The following is a 26,919-nucleotide window of genomic DNA, read 5'->3' as shown; positions in this document are numbered from 1 at the left end:
CCATGCGCCTGACCGACAAAGCCCGCGTAGAGCTCGCCCTCCCCGCCCTTGTAATGTTCGACGTCATGACGTCCGGCGTCGATGATCCGACACGGCCGGAGGCGCGGGAAGCGATCGACCTTTTCGCGCAAGCCGCCGAGGAGCCGTTCGCCGATCTGCTGCCGGCCAAGCGCCGAAGCCTCGAGCGCCGCGCCGAACGTCTCTTCGAGGATGTGATGCGCCAGCACCGGCAGGAAGGCGCGCTGGTCGCCAAGGCCGGCCTTGTATGGTTCTACGCGCTGCAAAGGATCGTGGCGCAGGATTACCTCGTCCTGCACGCCGGCGGCGCCATGGCGCGCGGCATGGATCTGATCATGCCGGCGTTGCAGCCGGCGGCCAATGAGCCGGCGCTGAACCGCTCCGCCGAAAAGCAGGCGGTTCGCCTGCTCAAGCGCCTCAACTGGCTCGGCTATTATGAAGGCGTCAGTCTCGACGAGGCCAATCTCGCAGCGTGAAAGGAATGGCGATCATGACCGCCCGCTCAGACATCATCGACCTCGCGCTTGTGATCCATCATGAGACGAAGCCTGGAATGAAGAACGAAGGCGCCATTCTCGTCTCGGACGATGGCGACCGAGAGAAAGCCGTTTGGCTTCCAAAGGCAGCCGTCGAGTTCGAGATTACAAGCCCCGATGTCGCCACAGTCACGATGCCCGAGCGCCTCGCGATCGACAAAGGATTAGTCTGATGGGCGATAAGAGCAAGATCGAATGGACCGACGCCAGTTGGACGCCTATTCGGGCGTCTAGCCAAGACGGCGATGGATGGCATTGCGAGCATGTCAGCGAAGGCTGCCGCAATTGCTACAGCGAAAGAATGAACCTTCGTCTCGGGAGTGGCCTTGCGTTCAAGCCGGGCAATCTGAGCATAGTTGATCTGTTTCTCGACGAGCGAATATTGCTCCAACCACTGCGCTGGAAAAAGCCGCGAAGGATCTTCGTCTGCTCGATGACGGATATCTTCGCCGATTTCGTGAAAGACGAATGGATCGACCGCATCTTCGCGATTATGGCGCTTTGCCCGCAGCATACTTTTCAGGTGCTCACGAAGCGCAGCGCGCGGATGCGGGCGTATATCTCGGAAGTCCACGAGACGTGGTGCAAGCGCGGGCCGCCCGCGCCAGGCTCCGAACGGATCTACGAAGCGGCGTTGGCCATCACCGGAGCCGAATGGTTGCCGGAGACCCCAGCCGAATGGCCGATCAAGAATTGTTGGCTTGGCGTCTCCGCCGAGGATCAAAAGAACGCCAACGCGCGGATTCCAGATCTGCGCGCGACGCCAGCGGCGGTGCGGTTTGTTTCGATTGAGCCGATGCTCGGGCCGATCGATCTCGATTCGACATTAGGCGGTACATTATGGATCGGCGGCCAGCGCGGATGTGACGGGATGCACCGAGGAATCGGTACACCGGAGTGCCCGCGCCAACTGCATCACCATCATGACGAACGATGCAAGCGTGGCCTTGATTGGGTCATCTGCGGCGGCGAGAGCGGCCCGAACGCGAGGCCCATGCATCCCGATTGGGCGCGGGCGATCCGCGATCAATGCGCCGCCGCCGGCGTTCCCTTCTTTTTCAAACAATGGGGCGAGTGGGAGACGAGCCTAGATCGTGATCACGACGACCCCGATTGGCGCGCTGACTATACCTACGATTACGTAAACCATGGCAAGTCCAAATGGCTGAATCGTGATGGAGGCTGCGGCTTCCACGGCGATCGGTTTCATGTGATGCGCCGCGTCGGCAAGAGGGCCGCCAGCCGCCTCCTCGACGGCCGCGAGCACAATGAGTTTCCGGGAGCATCGCAATGACCAGCCGCAAGTTCGTCGCCATCCTGCTGGTCGGCACAGTGCTCGACGCGGCGCTTTTCCGAGGCGTCCCCGCTCTATGGCAGGCCAAGGCTGATCCAGCGCCAATCGTCCATTACGCGCCGGCCGAGAACCTCGAGCGAATCGACGTCGCGCTGATCAATGAAGCCAAAGTCTCGATCGACATGGCTGCCTATGTCCTGAGCGACGTCGCGGTCATAGAAGCGCTGACCCGCGCCGCCGATCGTGGCGTCGCCCTGCGCATCTATCTGTACGAGGATCAGATCCGTGATTACGGAAAACCCTATGAGGCGCTTCAGGATCTGAAAATCACGCCAGGCGTCGAGATCCGGGTAAAATCGGCGTCAACTCCACTGATGCATCTCAAAAGCTACACGGTCGACGGCCGCGTGCTCCGCTCGGGAGCCGCAAATTTCTCGGCCTCGGGCCTCAAACGCCAGGATAATGACCTCATCATCCTCGAAAGCGCCGAGGCCGCGGCGGCGTTCAAGCGCAATTTCGAGGTCATCTGGGCCAACGGAGGCGGCCATGGATGAATCCGCCAACGATGGCCAGCTGCTGCGGGCTAAGGATGTCGCGCGAATCCTCTGCATTTCGCCAAGGATGTTGCAAGAGCATGTCAAGGATGGCACGCTGCCCCGTATTTTAACGGGTCGCGGCAAGATGCGTAAGCATTATGCTTTCGATCCGGCCGACATTGAAGCTTTCAAGCGCGAGCGCAAGGAATTCGGAGGGCGGTCGTGTCAGTCTACAAGCCGAAAAACTCGGCGGTCTACCAATTTGACTTCCAGTTCCGACGTGTTCGATTTTCAGGCTCTACGGGCCAAACTTCGCGAAGAGAAGCGGAAGCGGTAGAAAAAGACCAAAAAGAGAAGGCGAAGGCCGCGCTCAAGGCGCAAGAGTCTGTCGCCGGCGGTCCGCTGATGATGGGCGTCGCGGCGCAGCGCTACTGGACTGAGGTCGGCCAGCACCATTCCGGCGCCGAAACGACCCTCACCAATCTCAACCGGCTTTGCAATTACTTCGGCAACGCGATGCGGCTGGACCAGATTTCGGACGACGACGTTGCAAAGCTCGTCGCCTGGCGGCGCGCTCAAACCGTGCGCGGCCGCAAGCTGGTTCGCGATCCACAGAATCCTAAAAGGCGCATCGCGCCCCCGACGATCGCCGCGGCGACAGTCAATCGCTCGACCATTGAGCCCTTGCAGAAGCTGTTCAATCGGGCGGCGCGCGTCTGGCGCATCCCCCTCAAGAACGAGCCGGATTGGCGGAAGCACTTGCTCAAAGAGCCGACCGAGCGTGTCCGCGAGGTGCGCGCGGCGGAGGAAGGTGCGGTTCGCGAAGCTGTCAGACGCGATTTCTTGCCGCTGGTCTGCTTTGCGCGGGCGGCCGGCCTCAGATTGTCGGAATGCCTTTTGAGAAAAGACAGCGTGGACCTGGCCGGCGGTCGAATCAGGACGATCGGCAAGGGCGGCAAGCTGATCGACCATCCCATCACGTTTGAGATGCGCGCGATTCTTATGTCGGAGATGGCCAATCCGACCGACTATGTCTTCACCTATGCGGCGGCGCGCGCCAAGCCGGGCAAGGAAGGCCATGCCAGGGGCGCGCGGAAACCGATCACGGCGTCGGGCTTAAAGACGATGTGGCGACGCGCAAAGAATCGGGGCGGCGGCCCGAGCATCCCCGCGGATCTTCGCTTTCACGATTTGAGGCATGATTTCGCCACCAAACTGCTGCGCGAGACCAAGAACCTCAAGCTCGTGCAAAAAGCGTTGCATCACTCGAAGATCGAGACGACGACAAAATATGCGCACGTCTTGGATGAGGAAGTCCTGGCGGGAATGGAGGCGGCGAGCAGGCGCCGGCTGGGAACGTCCGAAACATGAACAACTTCGGGACTTTCTTCGGGACTTTCTGCTCCAACCTATGCGTTTGATGCCTTTATGTTCTATTGTCGACCGCTTTTTCACGACCTCGTATAGAACTGAAATGAATTATAGATCAGGCAGATAGATGGTCGGAGTGGCGGGATTCGAACCCACGACCCCTAGTCCCCCAGACTAGTGCGCTAACCGGGCTGCGCTACACTCCGACTGCGGCCCTTATAGATAAAGGCTTCGCCGCGCGCAACGCTTGAAGCGACGGATAAATGAACTCACGAGCGCCCCCGCGCGTGGCGCAGCCGACTGGAGAGCCAAGACGTCATCCTTTTTCATCGATCGCGGTGAGATCGTCGGCGTCGGCCTTCAAAAGTGCGCGCAGCACATCTGCCGCCATCTGCCGCGTAATCCGGGATTTGCGAGCCAGCGCCTCCCGGTCCAGCGCTTCGATGAAGATGCGCGCGGCGTCGAGTGAGCGCTCGAGATGCAGGGCCGCATAATCGACGACGCGGATGTCGACGACGAGTTGCCGGTCGATGAGAAGCTTGACGAGAACAGCGCGCATCAGGGCGTCGTCCGGCGCGCCGATTTCGACGCAGGGCGCAAGACGCAGGCGCGACAGAAGATCCGCGATGCCGAGGCCCCAGGCGTCGGGCGGACGCTCCGCGGTCAGAACCAGAGCGGCGCCGCTCTCGCGTATGAGATTAATGAGATGAAAAAGCTGCGTCTGCGCGGGGCCGAGAGCCTCAAGATCCTCCAGAAGCAGAGGCCCAGAACTGGCGAGCGCCTCGATCTCGGCGTTTCCCAATGATGCAGCGGGAAGGATTCCAGCGCCGGCCTTCGCGGCCCAGATCGCGCCAAGGTGGCTTTTGCCCGAGCCTCGCGGCCCCTTGATGATAAGCACAGGGTCAGGCCAGGCGGGCCAGCGCTCGACCATCGCATAGGCGCTCTCGTTTGAGCCCGAGACAAAAAAATCTTCAGGTCCGAAGCCGGGCGCGAGCGGAAGCTCCAGCGTCAGTTGCCGGGAGCGAAGCGGGACTTTTTCTTCGGCGGTCATATCAGCCACGCTTTTCGACCGGCACGGACGAGGCCTCGATCATAATCTTCGCGGGCGCTGCATCGATTCCCTTGTAGAGCTTGCTCTCGCGGTAGCGCCTGACTGCGAAGCGCAGGATCACGCCCACGGCGGCGGCGAGGGGCACCGCGGTGATGAGCCCCGTGAAGCCGAACAGGCTGCCAAACCCCAGCAAGGCGAAAATCAGCCAGACCGGATGCAGGCCGACAGATTCGCCGACGAGCTTTGGCGAGAGAACATTGCCTTCCAGGAATTGACCGGCGAGAACGACCGCGAGCGCCATGGCCAGCAATTTCCACTCCGGCCAGCCCTGGACGAGCGCCACTACCGAGGAAAGCACCAATGCAGTCAGCGAACCTACATAGGGGATGAAGCTTAAAAGCCCCGCCGATATGCCGATGAGAAGCCCGAAATTGAGGCCGACAAGGGACAGCCCTACTCCATACCAGAGGCCGAGAAACAGACAGACGAGCGATTGGCCGCGCAGAAAGCCGGCCATGGCGGCGTCGATCTCGCGCGCCAATTCGCGTACGGTCTGGCGATGGCGCAAGGGCACGAGGCTATCGACCGTTGCGATCATCTTGTCCCAGTCGAGCAGCATGTAGAAAGTGACGACCGGCGTCAGCACCAGGAGCGATAAGAGCCCGATCAGTGCGGCGCCGCTGCTCCATATCGACTTGACGAATGTCCCGGCCCATTGCGCCGCCTGATTGACGAGATCGCTTGTCGAATTGCGCAGGTCTGTCGACGCCTGTTTGCCGAAGCCGAGCTTTTCAATCATGGTGGCGCCGTGATCCTGGGCGAGGCGCACGCTAAGATCGGTAATCAAATCCTCTAGCTTGACGACATAGGAAGGCAAGGCCTGCAAAAAGCTCGCGAGCTGGCGCCAGAACGCCGGCATGACGAGAACGAGGAAGAGGCCGAGGACGAGAAGAAACCCGGCCATAATGAGCAGCGTCGCGCCAAGGCGGCTGAGACCGAGCCGTTCAAGTCGGTCCGCCACGGGATTGAGCAGATAGCTCAGCGCCATCGCTGCGGCGAAAGGCAGCAGCACGCCGCTGAACAGCCAAAGCAGCAGGACGAGCAATAACAGCGCGCCGATCCAGAAGCCGATCTGCCATTCAAGCCGCATCATTTGTGTTCCGTTTACCTTCGCATGCGAGCAGCCGCGCGATGAGGCGCGGCGGCTCGCCCGGCCGATAGCCAAAGAATAGCAAACGCCGGGCCGCAGCGCGCTTCTACCACGAGGCTGACCTCAAGCGCTCATATGCCGGATCCACTGGCTAAGATAAGCGCCGAGCGAGGCAAGCGCGAGGGCGGCGACGGCATAGAGCGACACATCGAACCAGGCGCCTTTGTGTACGCCGAAGGCCTCGATGCTAAGAACCAGCGCGGCGAACAGGATTTGCACCAGAGTGTTGAGTTTCGAGATCAAAAGCGGCCTGACTTCGAGTCGTTTATCGAGAAGCCGCGACACGATAAAAGCGCCAACAATCATGACGTCTCGCGCGACGACGAGGATAGCGATGGTCGCGGGAATGACGTCTATGATCGCGAGGGCGACATAGATCGAGACGATCAGCGCCTTGTCGGCGAGCGGATCGAGATAGGCGCCAAGCTGCGTGCGAAGATCGAAGGTTTTCGCGATCCAGCCGTCGAGCGCGTCGGAAGCGCCGGCAATGATGAAGCAGATGAAGGCTTCTTTCCAGCGATGCGCCGCGATGAGCGAAATGATGGCCGGGACCAGAATGAGGCGGCCCAGCGAAATCAAATTGGGAAGGCTGCCGATTTTGAAAAACTTCATTCGTTATGTCAGTTCAAGGCGTCTAAAACGTTGAAAGCTCCGTCAAACTAGCATGGCCGCGGATAAATCCCAGCCTGATGCGCAACTTCGACGGATGGCTCAGCGCTTTTCCATGGCCGAATGCCGATGACTCGGCCGCGCAATCAAGGCCCTCTGCGAAGGCGCGGCGCGACCTTGCTTTGCAGCGCGGGAAACGCTAGCCCTGAACGATCGACGCAGGACGCCAGATGACCAAGAAAATCAACCTCACCTATGCAGACGCGGGCGTTGACATCGACGCCGGCAACGCCATGGTCGAGACCATCAGACCCCTCGTGCGGGCGACGCGACGCCCCGGGGCCGACGCCGAAATCGGCGGCTTCGGCGGCCTCTTCGACCTCAAGGCGGCGGGCTTCAATGATCCGATCCTCGTCGCCGCCAACGACGGCGTCGGCACCAAGGTCAGAATCGCGATCGAGACAGGCATTCACGATACGATCGGCGTCGATCTCGTCGCCATGTGCGTCAATGATCTCATCGTTCAGGGCGCCGAGCCGCTCTTCTTCCTTGATTATTACGCCAGCGGCAAGCTCGACGGCGTAGTCGCGGCCGCCGTCGTCAAGGGCATAGCGCGGGGCTGCGTCGAGGCTGGCGCCGCGCTGATCGGCGGCGAGACCGCCGAAATGCCGGGCCTTTACGCCGGCGCAGACTATGATCTCGCCGGTTTTTCGGTCGGCGCGGTCGAACGCGGAAAACTCCTGCCAAGAGGCGACGTCAAGGCTGGCGACCTGCTCATCGGCTTGCGCTCATCCGGCGCGCATTCGAACGGCTTTTCGCTGATCCGCAAGATCGTCGCAGCGAGCGGCCTTAAGTTTTCCGCGCCCGCTCCCTTTGCGCCGGAGAAAAGTCTCGGCGAAGCGCTGCTGACGCCGACCCGCATCTATGTTAAGACGATCTTGCCTGTTCTCGCGGCCCATAGCGGCGTCAAGGCTTTGGCCCACATCACCGGCGGGGGCTTTCCCGACAATATTCCACGCGTTTTACCCCCCGGCGTTTGCGCGGAAATTGATCTCGCAGCGATCCCGGTCCTACCGGTTTTTGCCTGGCTTTCGAGCGCTGGGGGCGTCAGCGAGGCGGAAATGCTGCGCACCTTCAACTGCGGCGTCGGCATGGTTCTCGTCGCCGCCGCCGCGGAGGCCGAAGCCATCGTCGCCGCGTTGCGCGCGGCCGGCGAAGAGCCGATCGCTCTTGGCCGCATCATCGAGACCTCCGGCGAGCGCGTCGCCTTCACCGGTCGGCTTGCGCTTTGACCATCCGGCGCAAGCGCACCGCGGTTTTGATCTCAGGTCGCGGCTCCAACATGCAGGCGTTGGTCAGGCGCGCGCGGGCTCCGGCTTTTCCGGCGGAGATCGCACTCGTGCTGTCGAACCGGCCTGACGCTCCGGGTCTCGCCTTCGCCAAAGCCAATGGCATCGCCTGCGCCGCCGTCGACCATAAAATCTATGCCGGGCGCGAGGAATTCGAGCGCTCGATGCAGGCTCTCCTCGAACTGCATCGCATCGAGATTATCTGCCTTGCGGGATTCATGCGCTTGCTGACCCCGTGGTTTATCGCGCAATGGCAGGGCCGGATGCTAAATATCCACCCCGCCCTGCTGCCCGCCTATCGGGGCCTCGACACGCATGAGCGCGCTCTCACCGATGGCGTCAAAATTCATGGCTGCACGACGCATTTCGTCGTTCCCGCCATGGATGAAGGCCCTATCATCGCGCAGGCGGCGGTAGCGGTGCTCGACGATGATACGCCGGAATCTTTGGCGGCGCGCGTGCTAGAGCAGGAGCACATTATCTATCCGGCCTCGCTCGAACGTCTTGCCGCCGGAATGCTTCGCGTCGAAGGCAATCGCGTGTTTTCGAATGACTGCGCAGCCGCGCCGGCCTCGCTACGCAATCCACCTGCCTGAGCGTGACGCCAATGCAGCCGTCAGTTGCGAATAACGAGTATTTTGGTTTAATTGATTGCGCACAGCAAATTCAATGGAATAGGGCGTCAAATTAAGACGCCCTATGAAGTCGTGAAGTTTCAGCCGACGATCTCGTTTCCGGAAAACCACTGCGCGATCTCGATCGCGGCGGTCTCCGGCGCGTCCGAGCCATGCGCGGAATTTTCTCCCACCGACAGCGCAAATTCCTTACGAATGGTGCCCGGCGCCGCTTTCGACGGATCGGTGGCGCCCAAAACGTCGCGGTATTTCCTGATCGCGTCCTCGCCTTCGAGCACCTGCACCACGACCGGACCGCCGATCATCGTCTCGACGAGTTCGCCAAAGAACGGACGCTCCTTGTGCACGGCGTAAAAGGTCTCGGCCTGGGCGCGCGTGATCTGCACGCGCTTCTGTGCGACGATGCGAAGGCCTGCCTTTTCGATGAGGGCGTTGATAGCGCCGGTGAGATTGCGCCGCGTTGCATCCGGCTTGAGAATAGAGAAAGTGCGTTCGATCGCCATTTGCGGTCGTCCTTTGCGCAGGGAGGGGCTAAAATCAGGCCGCTTATAGAGGCGCGCGCCGACGCCCGCAACCCGCCGCAGCGCTCACGCCGGGCGGCTGGACCATCAAGCTCTGGTTGTATTGGTTATAGAGGATTGATATTCGTGGCGGCATGAACCTGCGCGACCTCCGCTACATTATTAAAGTGGCCGATCTCAGGCATTTCGGCCGCGCCGCGATGGCGTGCCATGTGAGCCAGCCGACCCTGAGCGGACAGATTCTCAAGCTCGAGGAAGAGCTCGGCGTCGCCATTTTCGAGCGGGTCGGCAAATCATTGACGACGACCGCCGCCGGCAACCTCATTCTGTCACACGCGCGACGCGCGGTCGCCGCCGCCGACGATATCATTGCCTGCGCCAAGGCCAGCCGCGATCCGATGCTGGGGCCGCTGCGCCTCGGCGTCATTCCGACGCTCGCCCCCTATCTCATGCCGTTTGTGCTTCCGAACGCGCGCGCGCAGATGCCGAAAACGCCGCTCGCGCTCGTTGAAGATCTGACCGCGCGGCTGATCGACCCGGTTCTGCAAGGCGAACTCGACGCCGCGCTGATCGCGTCCGATCCCGAAACGGACGCGCTCGAGATTACGCCCCTGTTCGACGAACCGTTTCTCCTGGTTCTGCCGCAAGACCACCCGCTGGCCGCCGGCAACATTGTGGAGGCGAGCGCCATCGATCCGCAGCAGCTATTGCTGCTCGCCGACGGCCATTGCCTGCGCGACCAGGCTCTCGAGCTTTGCCAGCATACGCGGCGCGGCGAGGGCGATATGGCGGATATGCGCGCGACGAGTCTGCAAACTCTGCTGCATATGGCGGCGGCTGGTTACGGGATGACGCTGATGCCGGGCCTCGCCCTGCTCGATGAGCCGCGCCTGCCGGGAAATCTTGCGGCGCGCCGGCTGCGTGGACCGCACACGTCGCGGCTGATCCGCCTTATCTCGCGGCCGACGAACCCGCGCCGCCCAGCGATCGAGGCGTTGTCGCAACTCATCAAAAAGAGCATTCCGCAGGCCCTCTCAAAGCCTCCGGAATGAATGTTGTCGTGCGTGGATCGTGGGAGCCGTTAAGCCAGCACCGGCAGCCGCGCGGCTTCGATTGCCACCGCGGCCGACTGGACGATGGCGGCGAAACGAACCGCCGTCTGAATGGCCTCTTCCGTAACGCCTGCCTCGATCAACACTTTTTCGTGCGAGTCGATGCAGGCGCCGCAGCCGTTGATGGCCGAGACGGCAAGGCACCATAGTTCAAAATCGGTCTTTGGCACGCCTGGCGCGCCGATCACCGACATGCGGAGCTTGGCGGGCAACGTCCGGTACGTGGCGTTCGAGGCCAGATGAACAAACCGATAATAGACATTGTTCATCGCCATGATGGCCGCGGCTGAGCGCGCCGCGTCCCGCGCTTCGGGCTTTAGATGCGACGTCGCCTCGCGATCGAAAGCCGCCGCGACATCCGCGTTGCGCGTCGCGATGGCGCAGGCGAGAAGCAGACCATATTTGGTCTGCTCGCCGAGGCTGTCGTCGTTCGCGATCGCGCCGAGGTTCAGGCGCACATCCTTGGCGAAGTCGGGCAGCTGCGATTTCAGGCTGTCGATCGACATGCGCCTTACGCCGCCTTGAGAACGTCGCCGCCGACCTCGCGATTGCAGGGGCAGAGTTCATCCGTCTGCAAGGCGTCGAGCACGCGCAGCGTATCCTTCGGCGCGCGTCCGACATTGAGATTGGTCGCGTAGATATGCTGGATCACATTGTCGGGATCGACAATGAAGGTATAGCGATAGGCGACGCCGGCTGGAGAGCGGACGCCGAGGCCGTCGGTCAGCGAGCCATTGGTGTCGGCGAACTGCCAGATCGGCAGCTTGGCGAGGTCCTTATGGTCGCGCCGCCAGGCGAGCTTGACGAATTCATTATCCGTCGATCCGCCGAGAACGACCGCGTCGCGGTCGGAAAATTCCTCGTTCAGGCGCGCAAATTCGGCGATCTCTGTCGGGCAGACGAAGGTAAAATCCTTGGGATAAAAGAAAATGATTTTCCATTTTCCAGGGAAGCTCAGTTCGGTGAGCGTCTCGAAAGCGCTCTCGCCGTTTTCTTCGTGCTTTTCAAAGCCGGGCTTGACGCCAGTTACAGAAAAACTCGGGATTGTTTCGCCAATTCCAGCCATGTATACTCTCCTCTTGAACAGCTGATGTAGCCGTTGTGAACCTATATTAGTTGACCAAAAGCGCGTCTAATCGCTTATGTAAATCGAAAAGATAGCCTGCCCCTATCGAGCCGATTATCAGCCTTTTTCGACCGACCGAGCCGTGTCTCCGGCGGCAGCGGGCCCTGACGCGCAGGATCGCAGGGGGCAAAACGCCTCTGCTTCGCGGCTTGCGCTGAAATTGATCCTTGTCAGAGGAAGCTTCACTTAGAATTCCTCTAACACCAACGCTAAAGTAAGCCCCCGCCAGTCCGCGCTCCACGCGACATTAAGTCGCAGCTAAAGCTGGCGCTATGCCGCCCGACGCGCTTTCGCGGGTTGATAAGGCCAATTCTTCGCCGATCTCTTGCAATGCAACACAACTCGGGCGACAAGCCTTCATGCTTCATATCAACGATGTCACGCTTCGGCTGGGTCCGAGGATTCTGTTCGACAAGGCGACCGCCGCCCTGCCCGACAATGCGCGGATTGGCTTCGTCGGCCGCAATGGCGCCGGGAAGACAACTTTATTCCGTATGATTTCGGGCGAGCTTGCTCCCGAATCAGGAACAATATCCTACCCGCGCCAGATGCGGCTTGGCCGCGTCGAGCAGGAAGCGCCAGGCGGCGCGCAGACGCTGATCGATTTCGTGCTCGAGGCCGACCTCGAACGGGCCGCCTTGATGCGCGAGGCCGAGACGGCGACGGACCCCTCCCGCATCGCCGATATTCAGATGCGGCTTGTCGATATCGACGCTCATGCCGCGCCCGCCCGCGCCGCCGGCATTCTCGCCGGCCTCGGCTTTGACGAGGCGGCGCAAAATCGCTCGCTGTCGGAGTTTTCCGGCGGCTGGCGCATGCGCGTCGCTCTCGCCGCTGTGCTGTTTTCCGCCCCCGATCTGCTGCTGCTCGACGAGCCGACCAACTATCTCGATCTCGAAGGCACGCTCTGGCTGATCGACTATCTGCAGCGCTATCCAGCGACGATCCTCGTCATCAGCCACGACCGCGACCTGCTCGACGCCGTGTCCGACCATATCCTGCATCTCGATACGGCGAAGTTAACGCTCTGGCGCGGCAATTATTCGAGCTTCGAAAAGCAGCGCCGCGAACAGCAGGCAATTTTGCTGAAGCACAAGAAGAAGCAGGACGATCAGCGCAAGCACCTGCAATCATTCGTCGACCGCTTCCGGGCGAAGGCGACCAAAGCGGCGCAGGCGCAATCGCGGCTCAAAATGCTCGCGAAGATGGAGCCGATCGCGGCCATCGTCGACGGCCATATTCTGCCGTTCCACCTGCCCTCGCCGGCCAAACCTTTAAGTCCGCCGATCGTCGCGATGGATGACGCCAGCGTTGGTTACGGCGAAGTTCCGGTGCTGAAGCGGCTGTCTTTGAACATCGCCGAGGACGACCGCATCGGCCTTCTTGGGTCGAATGGCAATGGCAAATCGACCTTCGCCAAGCTCGTCGCTGGCCGGCTTACGGCGCAGGGCGGCGTCCTGCGGCGCTCGTCGAAACTCGATGTCGGATTTTTCGCGCAGCATCAGGTCGATGATCTCGATGAAAAGGCGACGCCCTATCAATGCGTCGCCGAACTCATGCGCGATTCGACCGAAGCCAAAATTCGCGGAAAATGCGCGCAGTTCGGCTTTCCGAACATCAAGGCCGACACAAAGATCGCGCAATTATCCGGCGGCGAGAAGGCGCGGCTCCTGATGGGCCTCGCAGCCTTCAACGGACCGCATCTTCTTATTCTCGATGAGCCGACCAACCATCTCGACATCGACAGCCGCGCCGCGCTGATCGAGGCGATCAATGATTTCGAGGGCGCCATCATCCTCGTCTCGCATGACCGCCATCTGCTCGAGGCCTGCGCGGACCGGCTTTGGCTCGTCGGGGACGGCACGGTCAAGGCGTTCGACGGCGACATGGACGATTACCGGAAATATGTGCTCGATCGCGCCGGCGGCGGCAACGGCAAAGCAGGCAAGAAAGAACGGGCGCTGGAGCTGGAGCGGGCGCCGCAACGGCAGAGCGCGCCAAGCCGCAAAGAGTCAGCGCCGCTGAAGAAGCGCATCTGGGCGGTCGAAGAGAGAATGCGGAAATTCCAGGACCTCATCGAGCGCGTGGACAAGGCTCTCGCCCATCCCGCGAGCTTCGCCAAAGACCCCGCGAAGGCCGCCCAGCTTTCCGCGCAGCGCAGCGAACTCGAAAAAACTCTGCTGCTCGCCGAGGAAGAATGGCTGGAGCTCACCGGCCAGTTTGAGGCGGCGCAGACCGGGTAGGCGCGCCGCGCGCCAAACTCTCAATGCCGTGTGCCAGGCCACGCGCCAGTTGACGGCGCCTGCGCGATGGTCCTCGTCAGCACGCCACCGAAGGGGGCCAGCACGAAGTTTTCCGCCATGAGCGCCCGGCCGAGAGAGCGGCTGGCGGCGAGCAGGATGCGCGCCTCGTCGATACCGACGAGTTCGGCGGCGGCGAGCAATTCCTCATGCGGATTATTCTGCTGCGACGCGCCGACGAGATTGAGAACCCAATATTCGTCCCGGCACAGGCAGCGGCAAACGTCGGGCAGCCAACCGATCGGCCTTTGCGAGCGCTGGTTCAGGACCCGCGTGAAAAGATGAAATTCGGCATAGAGCGCTTTGCCGGCGTCGAGTGAAACGTAACGCAGCAAAACGTCCCAGGCGCAATCCCAGCAGAACATGTCTCGCATTGTATAGCCCGCCATCCAATAGCGGTATTGCGCGAAGAAGAGATGTTCGGCCGGGGCGTCGGCATGAACGCCGGCGACTTCCGTTGCATGTTTTTGATTCTGAACCATTGCGCCATCCGTCTGGTCATGGATCGATTTCAAGGGTCGAGACATGTTGCTGGACTGTGCGTTCAGCCGGCCGCCTGCTTCCTTGCCGAGGGCCGATCGTCCGTCCTGGCTCGTGCGAGATGGGAAGATACAAACTCCTCGGCTTTCTTCTTCAAGCATTCTTCGACGCAAGATCCGTCGTAATAGGCCTGCAGCGCAAGAAAGCAGTGTTGCACCAGTTCATCGGTCTTTATCGACCATTCCCCAAAGCCGTCATCGATCGCCTGTTGCAAGATTTTATTTATTCTAATTCTTTCATTTAACAGGTCACACATAGCATCCTCCGCGTATGTTGCGGGTATTATATTTAAACGGATGCTTATTTGGCTGCAAGAGACATGTTTCTTATCTATTCTATTTCGATATTGGACTTTTGATGTTCGCGAAGGAGACATCAACCCGCCCCGGCTGGCTGTTTGTCCCGGCTCTTGCGAGCGCCTCGCGGCAGCACTCCCGGAACGAACCCGCTCGGCCAGGCTTTGTCGACCCCGTCTGGCTGGCTCCAGCAAAGCTCTGGTAACCGCCGCGAGGCCAATGCGGTCTTGGGCGCCATCGGCCCATCGTCTACGCTAAAGTTGATCGGCAGCTATGCAAAATCGCGGCAGTCCGATCCCTCTTCCACGGCGAAGGCATCGGGACATCTGAGCTTTTCAGATAAGGTCCGGCTTCAGCGGATGAGATCGTAGTCGATGAAGTTGATAACGTCTCCGGGGGCGACTTTGACGACGTCCTCCGGCAATTCGACAAGCCCATGCGTGCGCGTCAGCGAGGTCAAAACCGCCGCGCCTTCGACGCCATATTTCTCCGCCACCATCGCTCCCGTCGAATCCGTGAGCACGACAACACGGACATATTCGCGCCGGCCGGCTTTCTTCTTATAAGCGAAACCCGACTTCACCGGAAACCTGCGCTCCGGCTCGAATTCAGCGCCAGATAGAGCCGCGATCAGTGGACGCGCGATAAAGGCGAAGGCGATGAAAACCGCAACCGGATTGCCCGGCAGCCCGACGAAGGGGACGCCTTCGATGACGCCCATTGCGACGGGGCGCCCCGGTTTGATGGCGAGCCGCCAGAACACCAACGCGCCCTCGTCGCAAATCGCCGCCTTGACGTGATCTTCTTCGCCCATGGAGACGCCGCCCGAAGTCAGCACGAGATCATGCTCGCGCGCAGCGGCGCGGATCGCCGAGCGGATTTCCGCTGTGTCATCGGCGAGAACGCCAAGGTCGGTGACCGACACGCCCTGGCGGCGCAGCAAGCCCTGCAGCAGAAAGCGATTGGCGTCATAAACAGCGGACGGCTTCAATGGCTCGCCGGGCGAAACGATTTCATCGCCGGTGGAAAAAATCGCAACCTTCAGTCTGCGTCGGACGCCAAGGCGGTCGAGGCCGAGCGCGGCGGCAAGGCCTAGATCTTCCGGGCGCAGACGCCTGCCTGCCCGAAGCGCGGTCTCGCCGACGCTGATGTCTTCGCCACGCAGGCGACGGTTGGCGCCGCGCGAAAGGCCGGGCGGCAGGCTGACGCGCCCATCGCTGATGCGCTGGCAGTCTTCCTGCATGAAAACCGTGTCCATCCCCTCCGGCATGGCGGCGCCTGTGAAGATCCGCACCGCCTTTCCAGCGAAACCCGCAGCCGTCCGGCAATCGGTAATCGCAAGCGCATGGCCCGCCGCCGCCCTTCCGCCGAGATCGAGCACGGTCTCAACCGCTGGCGCCAAATCGTCGAAGCGCACGGCGAAGCCGTCCACGGCCGAATTGTCGAAGCCTGGCAAATCCCTCGGCGCGATGAGATCTTGCGCCAGCACCCGGCCCTCAGCTTCGATCAGAGAAACGGGTTCGACGTCCTCAATGCACGGCATGCGCGCGAATATGGCCGCCACAGCCTCGTCGACCGTCATCAGCCTGTCGTCGGCCGCAAAGCTATCCTTGCTGAGTTGAGCCATAAGGTCGAACCTTAGAAATCCAGAGCGCCGCGCTCGAGCCTTGCAATCGTTTCGCCGAGCGGCGCGGCCAAACGCTCGACGAGCGTCGCCACCGCCTCGACGTCGTTGAGATCGGCATAGGGAAGAAGCAAGCCCTCGCCGCCCGCATCGCTTACGAAGGCCTTGATGCTGGGATCATCTGGATAAAGCAGAGCTTTGCCGTTGGCCAGTCTATGCACCTCGATCTTGCCAAGGGGGTCGCGCTTGTAACCCTCGACCAAAACGAAATCGACGGGGCTCATATGCGCGAGCAAAGCGCCGAGCCGCGGCTCATCGCCGCCTCGCAGTTCATGCATCAAAGCCCAGCGATTGGCGGAGGCGACGAGAACCTCGCTCGCGCCTGCCTCGCGGTGCGCATAGGAATCCTTGCCCGGCTGATCGACATCGAAGCCATGATGCGCATGTTTCAGCGTCGAGACCGAAAAGCCGCGCGCGATCAGGCAAGGGATGAGCTTGACGATCAAGGTCGTCTTGCCCGCGCCGCTCCATCCGGCAAGGCCAATGACGCGCATCAGAGGCGCGCCAATTCTTCGCGCGAGAACGGGTCGACCACGCGCTCCTGAGCCAAGGCTCGGCCTTTGCCCGCGCCAGCTGGAGGGATCGGTTTGGTCATCTGATGCCGTGAACCTCTGCTTCGAACTATCACCAAAGAAGCGCGAAAAAGAACCAACGCCCCGGGAGCATAGCCCTCCGAGCGCGGATCGGCCAGCGGATGCGGGGCTTGGAGACAGAGGCCGCCCGCGCTGCCCCGACGCGCTCATTCCCCTGCTCCACCTGTGGCGCGTCATTTCCGCTCAACGCCTGCGCTTCCTCTGGAAAATTGCGGCGGCATCGCTTACCATCCACGCCGTCATATTCGCGCCACAGGACCTCTCATAGCTTAACGCATGACGATCCAATCGACTTCAACGGCTCTTGATCTGCGCGGACTGCGCTGTCCGCTGCCGGCGCTGCGCACGCGAAAAGCTTTGCGCGGGCTGAGCAGCGGCGATCTGCTGGTCGTCGAATGCACCGATCCGCTCGCGGCCATCGATATCCCTCACCTCTTGCGTGAGACTGGCGACCTCCTGGAGCGCCAGGAAAATATCGGCGGCGCGACGATTTTTCATATCAGGCGGACGCATTTATGAGCGGACGCGCTTCTTCAGACGTCAACACACTGGCGGCGCTGGTGTTTGAGGACAGCGAAGCGGCGAACCGCATCGTCGAGGCTTTCGCGCGCGATGTTTCCCTCGCCGGCCATCGCATCGGCGGCGTGATCCAGATCGCCGACGCCACGCAAGCCTGCGATTGCCGCGACACGCTTCTCTATGACGTCGAGACCGGCGAGCGCGTCTCGATCCTGCAGGATCTTGGCCGTCAGTCACAATCCTGCCGCGTCGACACATCGGCGATCGCACATGCCGCCCATCTGATCGCGACGGCGCTCGAAAGATCGCCGGACCTTCTATTCATTAATCGTTTCGGCAAGCTGGAAATCGAGGGCAACGGTCTCCTTTCGGAAATTGGCGCGGCGGCCGTCGCTGGAATTCCGACGCTGGTCTGCGTCCCGGCGCGCTTTCTTGAAGCCTGGCGTCGCTTCACCATGGGCTTCGACGAGGAACTGCCCTGTTCCGCCGAGGCTTTGCAGCAATGGTGGAGCACGGTGAAACAGCGCTCCGCTCCCACGCCAGTCAGCATTGATGCGTCTTCCGGATGAACTCTGACGGGGCCCGGATCGAAGACATCGAAGACATCGCTATCGAGGTGCGCGAGCGGCTCTGGCCCTTCGCCATCGACGAGAGCGAGGCGATCGACCGTCATTGGGACAAATTGCGCGCGAAGAATCCGCGTCTCTTCAATGGCCGCGTCTTTCTCAACTTTGAGCGGCGTGAAGAGACCGTGGGCGTCCGGCGCACCCTGCGAGGCGCCGCGGCCGCCGTCGACTACAAGGCGTTTCTGGCCTGGCGCGATTTCGGCTTTCCCGATTCAAATGTGCGCAATTGCTTCGCCATGGCGGCGTTGCGCTCGGCTGACGGCGCCTTCTTGCTCGGACGAATGAACGACCTGACCGCAAACAGCGGAAAAATCTATTTTCCAGCAGGGACGCCCGACCCCAGCGACGTCAGGGACGGAGCGCTCGATCTCGAAGGCAGCGTCTCGCGTGAGTTGCTGGAGGAAACCGGCCTCGGCGCCGATGAGGTTGATTTCGCGCCGGGATGGACCGTCGTCTTCGAGGGTCCGCGCATCGCCTGCATGAAGCTGACCCGCTCCCGACTGCGCGCGGCTGAAATAGAGGCGCGATTTCAGGCCTTCATCGCGCTGCAGGCGGAGCCCGAACTCGTCGCGCTGCACCCTGTTTTTTCGGTGTGCGACCTCGACGAGGAACGGATGCCCGATTTCACGCTGCGCTATTTGCGTCATGCGCTCGAACGCTATCGGGCGTCGTAACGTCGGCGGATCATCGAGCCGGTTGGACTGATCCTTGTTCAGGCGAACGGCGTTTGTTTGGCCGGGAACGGCTCCAATTCACGCGCGATAGCCATGATTCACCTTGGTCGAGCGGATAATGGCCGCCGCCTCACCCTCCCTGCCGGCCGCGCAGGCATTGGCCGCGCGCGCCAGATCCGCTTCGATTTTATCGTAGACGGACTGGTTGAGATTACCGGTGGCGACGTCCGCGGTCAGAACCTTCTGATAGTTGTTGAGGCTTTCCGTGCAGGCGGCGTTCTCCGGCAAGGCAGGCCAGTTCGGCAAGCGAGGTCCCGGCGCCGCGGCCACGGGCCCCGGAGCGCCGGAAGACTGATTGCAGCCGGCAAGCGCGACAGAAGCGCCGACAAGCGCGATCGACAATAAAATCCGGTGCATTCTGGACTCCGCAAGAGAAGGCTGCGCCCCCATCTCATTCAGAGCCTGTCTCTGTCAAGCCCGGATGCGACGATCTCGCGCGGGCGCCGCGCTCTGGCTTCTTGCATCATAAAGCCAGTCGTAGCGGGCAAGCATGCGCTCGCCGCCAAGGGCGCGAATCGCCATGTCGCGCGCGAAAGCGGCGGCTCCATCAAGGTGATAGATTTTGGCCTGGGCGCGCGATTCTCTTTGCACCCTGCTTGCCCGGTCGATCCGCGCGGCGGCATAGGCGGCAAGCGCGCGCGATACCGCGCCCTCGTCTCGTCCGGCCGTTTGTTGCAAGGCGTCGCCAAGCGCGCCTGCATCCTCGATCGCTTGCGCTGCGCCCTGCGCCAGAAACGGCAACATCGGATGGGCGGCATCGCCAAGCAGCGCGACGCGTCCGGCTGACCAGGCGGGCAGCGGATCACGATCGATGAGGCGCCATTTCCGCCAATCGGCCGCGCCGCCGATCAGGCTGCGGGCCGCGTCGTGCCAGGTTGAGAAACGCGCCTTGAGGAAATCCGAATCGCCTTGGTTCGACCAACCGGAATCGAGGGCCGAGGGACCTTCATCGTCCTCGACGATGGCGACGACATTCACCACGGAACCGCCGCGCAAGGGGTAATGCACGAGATGCGCCTTGCGTCCAAGCCAGAGGCAGGATTCTGGGCGTAGCGCCTCTGCTCCCGCGCGACCAGCCGGAACGAGAGCCCGCCAGGCCGTCCGCTTCGAAAATTGCAAAGCGTCGGGCGCGCCGCCCAGCAGTTTCGCGCGAATGAGAGAGCGCGATCCGTCCGCGCCGATCAGGCAATCGCCCGCCGCCTCAACCCGCACGACGCCCTGTCGCAACGCCGCGACGACGCCGTCCGCGCCCGCCGCGAAACCGGCGACCGCGACCCCGGTGTGAATTCTGATGGCGTCTTCCTTCGCAGCGGCGTCGAGAAGCGCCCGCTGCAGATCGGCGCGATGAGCCAGAAGATAGGGCGCCCCCCAGCGGCTTTCGGCGTCGCCGAGCTTCATCAGGGCAAGGGTTGCGCCGTCGCTGGCTCGGCGTACCCGGATCGCCTCGGGCGTCAGGCTCGATGGGGCGAGGCGCTCGATGACATCAAGCCGCCGCAGGATCGCGGTGGCGTTTGGCGACAGCTGCAAACCGGCGCCGACCTCTTCGAGCGCGGGCGCACAATCAAAGATGCTGACCTGCCACCCTGCCCGGACGAGGCAGAGGGCGGCGCTAAGGCCGCCAATGCCAGCGCCGGCGATCAATGCGTGAGGATGGCTCATCGAAAGGCGCGCGGCTCAGACCGCGGCGTTCGTTGATTCCGGATCAAAAACGCATTCCGGCGGAACGCAGCCGCCATGCAGCGTCGCATCAAAGACATAATGCGTGGAGCAATACGGGCAGATGGCTTCGTCCGCATCACCCATGTCAATGAAGATATGGGGATGATCGAAGGGCGGCAGCGCGCCGACGCACATGAATTCCTTTGCGCCGACGCGCACGCGGGGGACGCCTGGCTGATTGTGAAAATGCGGCGTGGCATGGGCGGCCATGATCTCATCCCTATTGTGAAAACCGCCGAACCATAAGCGCCTGGCCGGATTTTGGGTAGCCCCCGCAAAGGATCATTGCCGGAAAGGAGCCGGTCTTGAACGGCTGAAGTGCTCCGGCCGGCTCACGATCGCCGGGTGGATCAGCGGCGCTGTTTACAGCGCCATGCCGAAAAGTTGCAGACTCTTCGGCATCATATCAAGCATTAAAACAAAGGCTTAAAGAGGAAAATGCCATTCCGCTCAAGGCGTGCCGCCCTCAATCCCCAAATCCAGCAGACGCCGGATCGATGCGCCTGACATTGATGCTCCAAAGAAGACGTGGGGCGGCGCGAGGCGTTTTGGTTAGCATGGATTCACACGCAGGCGGCTCTCCAGCGGAGGCCCCGATCGACAGTTCCCAGTGAAAGTGCGCGGGTTGGGCCTTCGGAAAGCAAAAGGGCGCAGGTCAAGTTGGTTCGCGATCATTTCCGTACCTGTATTCTTTCCGGGCTCACGGATCACGGAAAAGCAAAATACGCGTGATCTATCGTGCTGACGAGTTCTTCGCAGGCGACCCTTTACGCTGCAGATCCGGCGCGAGATCCACCGATGAGGCGCCAACCGCTGCGGCCCGTCCTCCGTTGGTCGTGAGATATGTATTCGGCCCGATCTCGCCGCTCGAAACATTGTCAATGCCGTAGCAAAAACTGCCTAATCCACGGAATGAAGCTCTATTAGAGCTGGTGGCCCATTCCGCTGCCGTGTTGCCCACGATGTGCACGTTGTCGGCGGCCGCCACATAAACGCACATATTTCGCGTCTCTCGAAAATGGTTGTCTTTGATTGACACGTCGGCAATCTGTCCAGCGGGAGCGGTTGTTTTTCCATCTTTGCTGAATGCATAGATTGAAATCGCCCCGGGGTCGCCGCCTCTGGTGTTCACCCGTTCGAGGCTATTTCCGACGATGCTGATGTGCTTCGGCATTGGGCCCTGCGCAAAATAGGAATAGTCGCTATAGAACGTCATCGCGCCATTACTCGGAAGATCGCTAAAGCGGTTGGCCGTCACGTCGATCTTCTGCGCGTTGGCAACCACGCCTCTTCCGCGAAGCTTTTGAAATGTGGTTCCATTGACGCTGAACAGGGTCGGCGAATCAGTCTGGTCTGCAACGATCCAGGCGGACTCAGCGCCGCTCGGGGCGGGAGACGCGAGCGTGACATTTGTGGTTTTGGAGTCGAACGCCAGCGCGCCTACGACTGCTGTGCCCCTGACCGCGCCAGCAGCATCAATGAACTCAAGCATATCGCCTGCAGACCAGGCGGTGGGTTTCCCGGCGAGTGTTATGTGGGTGGAATCCGCAAGCGCCTTAATGGTGGTTTGCGTCCCATAGACATTGATTGCATCGTCCTGCGATCCTTCAAAGACGCCATCGTTAACTGTGAATACGCCTCGTTGATTAGCGATATTGACGCCATCTGCGTTGGTCGATTGGACGCGGGTCGTGTCGGGTCTGATCCGGACTCCCGAACCGCCGGTAAATCTGACGTCGGAGGAGACTTGGCCCTTGAATCCCTGACCCGCGGCCGCGAACACGCGGGTGTGGTCGAAGGTGAGGCCTTTGACGCTATACCAACTAACGGCATTCGCACCGTAGACTTGATTTTCCAGGAGGTATGAGCCGCCCACAATTAGGCTATCCAACGCCGCCTTGTCTTTTCCCCGAAGCGAAACTCGGTACGAGTCTTCGCCAAGGCTGGTTAGCGCGCGGCTGCCCGCCTCAGAATTACTCCATTCGAGGTTCGTCGTTAGCCAAGCCTTGCCGGCCGGATCGAATTGTGAAATGCGCTGCACACTCGACCATTCGATCGGAAATGCTGGGTCGACTCTAAAAACGGCTCCATCACTTCCGACTGAGGTCAAAACGGCCTGCGTAAACGGTAGTTGAGCATAGTCGAAGTCGCAGTTGCGGAGCGTTATTCCTTCGTCATATTCCATTCGAAGGATGTCTCCATAGCTCTCCTTGTCCGACCCATTCAAGACCAGTGTCGAACCCTGGCAGTCAAGGACGAAATTTCTGGCCTTCCTGATCAGCAAAGCGGCGGCCGCACCGCCGATGGAAGCTCCGGGGACCGCCTTTAGATCGTAGACGGCATTCGGCTCAAGATTGACGCCGGCCGCATTTTTCCGAATGGCGGTCGCGATGACGGCGTTCATCTGCTCCGTCGTCATGTCGGGCGTGAGCGTATAGACCGAATGCTTCTCTTCGGGCGCCGGGACCGCCGGAGCAGCGGCTTCCACGGTGCGCAAGCGGCCGGTCTCCGCGGCGTTGGCCCCGCCTGCCGAAAGGCACAAACATGCAATCCGTAATCCAAAGCCCCTTTTGATGGCGCCGCGAGCGCTTTTCGTCCTCCTCTTCAACTCAATGATCGACATCAAATGGCGCCCAGCCCTTCTCGTGTAACGGTCGCACGTTCTATAACGATGATCCGGGCGCCGGGGTCCGAAGAGTGATACGCGACTTTCCTCAAGATTTCGTGAGTCAGAGGCGATGTCTAACCGCTGCAACGGAATCCCACGCGACCTCTAACACTCTTTTTCGTGGATTGTCCCGGGAACGCATATCGCCGGCATGATTACGCCATGGCGAACAGAAGCGCAAAGCATTCGGTAATTCGGCTGTCAGCGCGGGCCTCTAACTGGCTGCCTTTCTCAAGCCGGTGACGATACCGATTCCGAAATGGTCGGGCTGTTGATGATAATCGTTGCATAATGATTATTTGAGTGACCAAGAATATGGACGCCTATTTCAATGTCGACAATCTCTGCCGCACGATCAATGGCAAACGCGATCTTTTTTGGCGTTATTGTGTCGATCAATTCTTCGACGACATTTCTTATGCTTCCATCCGTAGTCTCTACGATGGCGATCCTGAGCATGACGTCTGGGCCGTGGAGGAACTCTCGCCTCACCGTAAGGCTGACATGGCGCCGTCCCTTCAGACAAACGTCTTTAAAATGCAAAGCGAGCACGCCTTCGCCCGATGAGTTCGGGCACAGCTGAAATCCGTGTGACACGGGATAGCAAAACGCGTTGCGGTTGACTACGTAAGCTTCTTCGCTTTCACGCATGGGAAAGAACAACGCGATCTTTCCGATCTTTCCTGCTCCGCTGCTGTTCCCGAATATGTCAAAGCCAAACTTGGCCGCCGCCCCCTCGCAGATGCGAAGAAAAACCAATTTCTGCTTTTCGTCCCATTCAGTGTTTGCAACATCATTGTCATTCACGCTGTGATCCGCGGAGGTGCGCTCAACTTGAGTATTGACAGTGATCTCACGCACAAATTGCGATGCCGCATGTGGTTCATAGCCCAACTGCTCAGCCAATTCAGTTGCAATAGTTTCCGGTCTTTCGACTAAATCAGCGTGATTTATTTCATAATAACGATTGGAAACATGCTGTTTTATATCGTCCCACGCATTGAGGCAGTTAACCCAATCTAAACAGTGGTCCGAGAATTCAACATCCGGAAATTTTTTTAGTTTTGATCGGACCGTAGCGATCGGCCCTCTTTTTACGAATATGAAAAATGCATTTTTGTATACATGAGACAGCATGTCCGTGCATGCAATCATTTCAACGCCGGGAGTTTTGTCGATAAAATCTGTTCTGGCAATCCCATAAAGATCAAGTACTGCTTGAATAATGCCGGCCGTCAGTTCCTCAGAATTATGTTCAAACAATAAACATTGATGGCTGTCGTCAATTTTAGCAGCGAGCCCTGCATAATATCTTCTGGATAGGCGGCTTAACGCCAAAACGAGAGGCCAAATGTGGCCCTCCCCTAATGAACGAAATCCGGTCATTTTCTCGAGCGCTGATGAAACAATCGTGGTGCCCGAACGAGCTGCGCCCAACACAAAAATCGGACCATAATTGTTCGCCGCCGTAGTGGAATTCACTTTCTCGTCCTAGTTTGATTGCTAAAAAACAATTTAGCGTAGCGACGCCTGATGATAAACGCAAGTAATTTGGAGCCAATGCTTCCGCGCGGCGAACTACGCACGCTTGGATCCTCGATCGCTCTGAAACAACGGTCAAGTTTTCCACACACAAGAGACAGCACGCGCAGGTGCGGCTTGGTGCGGGACGCGAACTCAATCCACTCGATATTGACGCCACGCCGTGCGCAGGATGGTTTCGAGATCAGAATGCTTCGCGACGAAACCGATCCTACGCTTAGCTTCGCCAACATCGGCCAGCAAGGAAGGCGGATCGCCGACCCTGCGAGGTTGGAATTTATGCGGAACCGGGCGCCCCGTCATTGTTTCGATCCCGGCCAAAATCTGCCGGATCGAAAAGCCCTGGCCTGTTCCTAAATTTAGTCGAAGCGCGAGATCTTCTTGCGCAAGCTCCGATAGGGCCGCGACGTGTCCACGGGCAAGATCCGTGACATGAATATAATCGCGAACGCACGTTCCGTCCGGCGTCGGATAATCGTCGCCATAAATGTCGACCTTCGGAATTCGTCCGGCGACCGCCATCAGGCAGCGCGGAATGAGATGCGTCTCGGGATCGTGCTCTTCTTGCAACTCAGCATCGAGATCCGCCCCGCAGGCGTTGAAGTATCGCAGACACGCGTATCGCAGGCCATAGGCTGTCCGGTAATCGGCGAGGATCCGCTCCACCATCAGCTTGGAGGCGCCGTAGGGATTTATCGGATTTTGTAGTGTGGTTTCGACGACTGGCAGAACGTCAGGCACCCCATAAGTTGCGCAAGTGCTGGAGAAAACGATCGTGTGGACGTCAGCCCTGAGCATCTCAGATAGCAGCGTGAGCGTGCCCGTGACGTTGGTTCGATAATAGGCAGACGGCCTTTCAACCGATTCTCCGACATAGGCCAGCGCGGCAAAATGGATACAGGCCTGGGGACGGTACTTCTTGAACGCCATCGCGAGTTGTTCGTGGTCGAGAATATCTCCGACAACGAGGGGCCCCCACTTGACGTTGTGACGATGACCGTAGAGTAAATTATCGTAGACGATAGGCTCGATCCCCGCCGAAGCCAGCTCCTTGCAGGTATGGCTCCCGATATATCCCGCGCCGCCTGTAACGATCACGCGCTCGATCACAGTCATCGGCTGGCCTCCTCGCGCAAAAAGTCTTCAAAGTACTTGGCGGTGCGCGACAACCCTTCCCGCAATTCCACCGTGGGTTGCCATTGAAGCTTATCCTTAGCCAACGTAATGTCTGGCCTGCGCTGTTTGGGATCGTCCGGGGGTAATCCGCGATAAACGATTTTGGATCGAGAGCCAGTCAGTTCGATGATTTGGTGCGCAAGTTCATTCATGGTGAATTCCTTTGGATTGCCGATATTAACGGGTCCGGTGAAATCCGGTCCTGTCGCCATCAAACGCAGGAACCCTTCGACGAGATCATCAACATAACAGAAGGCGCGTGTCTGCGACCCATCTCCGTAGATGGTGATGTCATCATTTTTCAACGCCTGAACCAGGAAATTTGAGACCACTCGTCCATCGTTTGGATGCATGCGCGGCCCATAAGTATTGAATATGCGCACGACCTTGATCTGCAATCCGTGTTGGCGATGGTAGTCGAAGAACAAAGTTTCGGCGCAACGCTTCCCCTCATCGTAACAGGCTCGATAGCCGATCGGGTTGACTCGCCCCCAGTAAGCTTCAGTCTGCGGATGCACCTCAGGGTCGCCGTAGACCTCGCTTGTCGACGCCTGCAACACTTTCGCTCGCAGACGCTTCGCGAGACCGAGCACGTTGATAGCGCCATGCACGCTCGTCTTTGTCGTCTGGACGGGATCAAATTGATAATGCACTGGCGAGGCCGGGCATGCCAGATTGTAGATCTCGTCGACCTCGACGTAGAGCGGATGCGTGACGTCGTGCCGGAGCAACTCGAAGTTCGGATGTGCTGTCAGATGAGCGATGTTTCGTCGCGTTCCGGTGAAAAAATTGTCGACGCATAAGACCTCGTGTCCTTGCGCCAGGAGCCTCTCGCAAAGATGGGACCCAAGAAAGCCCGCGCCTCCCGTGACCATGATTTTTTTCATCTTGCCATAGCGCATGCGGCTTCGTTCCTCATAACAAATGCTGTTTCAAGTAGACGCTGCGCTGAAAGAGCCTACAAATAGTTTAGGCGCAATCGACACTGAAGAGCCGCTATAGCGTAATTGAAGCATCAACGGAAAACTTTATGAGATAGCATGATGAAAGTGCGTCCCATTTCGCCGGCTGCAAATGAAACGCGAGGGCGCGCCTTGAAAATGCGCCGAGGCGCTCGACGACGATCGCTGCGCTCCATATTGGACCGAGGCAGG

The 26,919-nt window shown here is 60.1% G+C and carries 30 protein-coding genes and 1 tRNA gene; 13 read left to right on the top strand and 18 right to left on the bottom strand.

Features of this window, described 5'->3' with window-relative positions; genetic code table 11:
- The first annotated feature begins 2 nt into the window (after positions 1-2).
- The 6 genes from SIN04_RS06485 (at position 3) to SIN04_RS06460 (ending at position 3,755) form a co-directional block, all read left to right on the top strand.
- Positions 3-494 carry a hypothetical protein gene (locus tag SIN04_RS06485; protein WP_134487487.1) on the top strand — a complete coding sequence of 164 codons (492 nt, stop codon included), beginning with the start codon at positions 3-5 and terminating at the stop codon, positions 492-494.
- Between the two features lie 14 nt (positions 495-508).
- Complete coding sequence (locus SIN04_RS06480) at positions 509-727, top strand: hypothetical protein (RefSeq protein ID WP_134487484.1); 219 nt, start codon at positions 509-511, stop codon at positions 725-727.
- A complete protein-coding gene (locus tag SIN04_RS06475) occupies positions 727-1,848 on the top strand; it encodes a DUF5131 family protein (RefSeq protein WP_134487481.1) in 1,122 nt (373 codons plus the stop codon). Before SIN04_RS06480 ends, SIN04_RS06475 begins: the two co-directional genes overlap by 1 nt.
- A complete protein-coding gene (locus tag SIN04_RS06470) occupies positions 1,845-2,402 on the top strand; it encodes a phospholipase D-like domain-containing protein (RefSeq protein WP_134487478.1) in 558 nt (185 codons plus the stop codon). Before SIN04_RS06475 ends, SIN04_RS06470 begins: the two co-directional genes overlap by 4 nt.
- Positions 2,395-2,721 (top strand): helix-turn-helix transcriptional regulator, encoded by a 327-nt coding sequence (locus SIN04_RS06465; RefSeq protein WP_166795862.1) that lies wholly within the window; start codon positions 2,395-2,397, stop codon positions 2,719-2,721. Before SIN04_RS06470 ends, SIN04_RS06465 begins: the two co-directional genes overlap by 8 nt.
- A gap of 68 nt (positions 2,722-2,789) precedes the next feature.
- A complete protein-coding gene (locus tag SIN04_RS06460; protein WP_244605699.1) occupies positions 2,790-3,755 on the top strand; it encodes a tyrosine-type recombinase/integrase in 966 nt (321 codons plus the stop codon).
- Between the two features lie 128 nt (positions 3,756-3,883).
- On the opposite strand, the gene SIN04_RS06455 is transcribed toward SIN04_RS06460, so the two are convergent.
- The 4 genes from SIN04_RS06455 to SIN04_RS06440 form a co-directional block, all read right to left on the bottom strand.
- Positions 3,884-3,961: transfer RNA gene (locus tag SIN04_RS06455), tRNA-Pro, on the bottom strand.
- Positions 3,962-4,071: 110 nt separating this feature from the next.
- Complete coding sequence (locus SIN04_RS06450) at positions 4,072-4,806, bottom strand: DnaA ATPase domain-containing protein (RefSeq protein WP_341264305.1); 735 nt, start codon at positions 4,804-4,806, stop codon at positions 4,072-4,074.
- 1 nt (position 4,807) lies between these two features.
- Positions 4,808-5,956: an AI-2E family transporter gene (locus SIN04_RS06445; protein ID WP_423136015.1), complete on the bottom strand. Its 1,149-nt coding sequence runs from the start codon at positions 5,954-5,956 to the stop codon at positions 4,808-4,810.
- A 123-nt stretch (positions 5,957-6,079) separates the two neighbouring features.
- On the bottom strand, positions 6,080-6,628 hold the full coding sequence (locus tag SIN04_RS06440) for a CDP-alcohol phosphatidyltransferase family protein (protein ID WP_134487466.1): 549 nt from the start codon (positions 6,626-6,628) through the stop codon (positions 6,080-6,082).
- A 227-nt stretch (positions 6,629-6,855) separates the two neighbouring features.
- On the opposite strand from SIN04_RS06440, the gene purM reads away from it, so the two are divergent.
- Both purM and purN read left to right on the top strand, forming a co-directional pair.
- Positions 6,856-7,917, top strand: a complete 1,062-nt coding sequence (purM, locus tag SIN04_RS06435) for a phosphoribosylformylglycinamidine cyclo-ligase (protein ID WP_134487464.1) — start codon at positions 6,856-6,858, stop codon at positions 7,915-7,917.
- A gap of 50 nt (positions 7,918-7,967) precedes the next feature.
- Complete coding sequence (purN, locus tag SIN04_RS06430; RefSeq protein WP_244605698.1) at positions 7,968-8,570, top strand: phosphoribosylglycinamide formyltransferase; 603 nt, start codon at positions 7,968-7,970, stop codon at positions 8,568-8,570.
- A gap of 119 nt (positions 8,571-8,689) precedes the next feature.
- Here purN and ndk read toward each other — a convergent pair whose 3' ends face one another.
- Complete coding sequence (ndk, locus tag SIN04_RS06425; protein WP_174511821.1) at positions 8,690-9,112, bottom strand: nucleoside-diphosphate kinase; 423 nt, start codon at positions 9,110-9,112, stop codon at positions 8,690-8,692.
- A 152-nt stretch (positions 9,113-9,264) separates the two neighbouring features.
- On the opposite strand from ndk, the gene SIN04_RS06420 reads away from it, so the two are divergent.
- Entirely contained in the window at positions 9,265-10,182 is a 918-nt protein-coding gene (locus SIN04_RS06420; protein WP_134487458.1) for a LysR substrate-binding domain-containing protein, read from the top strand.
- 29 nt (positions 10,183-10,211) lie between these two features.
- Here SIN04_RS06420 and SIN04_RS06415 read toward each other — a convergent pair whose 3' ends face one another.
- Both SIN04_RS06415 and SIN04_RS06410 read right to left on the bottom strand, forming a co-directional pair.
- On the bottom strand, positions 10,212-10,748 hold the full coding sequence (locus SIN04_RS06415; RefSeq protein WP_134487456.1) for a carboxymuconolactone decarboxylase family protein: 537 nt from the start codon (positions 10,746-10,748) through the stop codon (positions 10,212-10,214).
- A gap of 5 nt (positions 10,749-10,753) precedes the next feature.
- On the bottom strand, positions 10,754-11,308 hold the full coding sequence (locus SIN04_RS06410) for a peroxiredoxin (RefSeq protein ID WP_134487453.1): 555 nt from the start codon (positions 11,306-11,308) through the stop codon (positions 10,754-10,756).
- Between the two features lie 419 nt (positions 11,309-11,727).
- Here SIN04_RS06410 and SIN04_RS06405 point away from each other — a divergent pair, with 419 nt between their 5' ends.
- The gene (locus SIN04_RS06405; RefSeq protein WP_134487450.1) at positions 11,728-13,611 is read left to right on the top strand and encodes an ABC-F family ATP-binding cassette domain-containing protein; all 1,884 of its coding nucleotides are present in this window, start codon (positions 11,728-11,730) and stop codon (positions 13,609-13,611) included.
- Positions 13,612-13,631: 20 nt separating this feature from the next.
- Here SIN04_RS06405 and SIN04_RS06400 read toward each other — a convergent pair whose 3' ends face one another.
- The 4 genes from SIN04_RS06400 to mobB form a co-directional block, all read right to left on the bottom strand.
- A complete protein-coding gene (locus SIN04_RS06400; RefSeq protein ID WP_341264303.1) occupies positions 13,632-14,150 on the bottom strand; it encodes a hypothetical protein in 519 nt (172 codons plus the stop codon).
- A gap of 62 nt (positions 14,151-14,212) precedes the next feature.
- Positions 14,213-14,422 carry a hypothetical protein gene (locus SIN04_RS06395; RefSeq protein ID WP_134487445.1) on the bottom strand — a complete coding sequence of 70 codons (210 nt, stop codon included), beginning with the start codon at positions 14,420-14,422 and terminating at the stop codon, positions 14,213-14,215.
- A 434-nt stretch (positions 14,423-14,856) separates the two neighbouring features.
- Positions 14,857-16,131, bottom strand: a complete 1,275-nt coding sequence (gene glp, locus SIN04_RS06390; protein WP_134487442.1) for a gephyrin-like molybdotransferase Glp — start codon at positions 16,129-16,131, stop codon at positions 14,857-14,859.
- Positions 16,132-16,142: 11 nt separating this feature from the next.
- Positions 16,143-16,682, bottom strand: coding sequence for a molybdopterin-guanine dinucleotide biosynthesis protein B (mobB, locus tag SIN04_RS06385; protein WP_134487439.1), 540 nt, complete (start codon positions 16,680-16,682; stop codon positions 16,143-16,145).
- 375 nt (positions 16,683-17,057) lie between these two features.
- Between mobB and SIN04_RS06380 the strand changes: the two genes are divergently transcribed.
- From SIN04_RS06380 to SIN04_RS06370, 3 genes are read left to right on the top strand one after another with little or no spacing between them, the layout of a single operon-like run.
- On the top strand, positions 17,058-17,300 hold the full coding sequence (locus SIN04_RS06380; RefSeq protein WP_134487436.1) for a sulfurtransferase TusA family protein: 243 nt from the start codon (positions 17,058-17,060) through the stop codon (positions 17,298-17,300).
- Positions 17,297-17,869, top strand: a complete 573-nt coding sequence (locus tag SIN04_RS06375) for a DUF2478 domain-containing protein (RefSeq protein ID WP_134487433.1) — start codon at positions 17,297-17,299, stop codon at positions 17,867-17,869. Before SIN04_RS06380 ends, SIN04_RS06375 begins: the two co-directional genes overlap by 4 nt.
- Positions 17,866-18,600 (top strand): NUDIX hydrolase, encoded by a 735-nt coding sequence (locus tag SIN04_RS06370; protein WP_134487430.1) that lies wholly within the window; start codon positions 17,866-17,868, stop codon positions 18,598-18,600. Before SIN04_RS06375 ends, SIN04_RS06370 begins: the two co-directional genes overlap by 4 nt.
- 78 nt (positions 18,601-18,678) lie before the next feature.
- Here the strand turns inward: SIN04_RS06370 and SIN04_RS06365 are convergent, their stop codons facing one another.
- The 7 genes from SIN04_RS06365 to SIN04_RS06335 form a co-directional block, all read right to left on the bottom strand.
- Positions 18,679-19,017, bottom strand: a complete 339-nt coding sequence (locus SIN04_RS06365) for a hypothetical protein (protein WP_134487427.1) — start codon at positions 19,015-19,017, stop codon at positions 18,679-18,681.
- A 54-nt stretch (positions 19,018-19,071) separates the two neighbouring features.
- Entirely contained in the window at positions 19,072-20,319 is a 1,248-nt protein-coding gene (locus SIN04_RS06360) for an FAD-dependent monooxygenase (RefSeq protein WP_134487424.1), read from the bottom strand.
- A gap of 15 nt (positions 20,320-20,334) precedes the next feature.
- Positions 20,335-20,589, bottom strand: coding sequence for a zinc-finger domain-containing protein (locus SIN04_RS06355; RefSeq protein ID WP_134487421.1), 255 nt, complete (start codon positions 20,587-20,589; stop codon positions 20,335-20,337).
- A 523-nt stretch (positions 20,590-21,112) separates the two neighbouring features.
- Positions 21,113-23,002, bottom strand: a complete 1,890-nt coding sequence (locus tag SIN04_RS06350) for a hypothetical protein (RefSeq protein ID WP_134487418.1) — start codon at positions 23,000-23,002, stop codon at positions 21,113-21,115.
- Between the two features lie 276 nt (positions 23,003-23,278).
- Positions 23,279-24,529: a sulfotransferase gene (locus SIN04_RS06345; protein WP_134487415.1), complete on the bottom strand. Its 1,251-nt coding sequence runs from the start codon at positions 24,527-24,529 to the stop codon at positions 23,279-23,281.
- Positions 24,530-24,724: 195 nt separating this feature from the next.
- Positions 24,725-25,705: a UDP-glucose 4-epimerase GalE gene (gene galE / locus SIN04_RS06340; RefSeq protein ID WP_134487412.1), complete on the bottom strand. Its 981-nt coding sequence runs from the start codon at positions 25,703-25,705 to the stop codon at positions 24,725-24,727.
- Entirely contained in the window at positions 25,702-26,667 is a 966-nt protein-coding gene (locus tag SIN04_RS06335) for a UDP-glucuronic acid decarboxylase family protein (protein ID WP_134487409.1), read from the bottom strand. Before SIN04_RS06335 ends, galE begins: the two co-directional genes overlap by 4 nt.
- Positions 26,668-26,919 lie beyond the last annotated feature (252 nt).

The sequence above is a fragment of the Methylocella tundrae genome, assembly GCF_038024855.1.
Classification (GTDB): domain Bacteria; phylum Pseudomonadota; class Alphaproteobacteria; order Rhizobiales; family Beijerinckiaceae; genus Methylocapsa; species Methylocapsa tundrae.
This window is presented reverse-complemented; position numbering and strand designations above follow the sequence as displayed.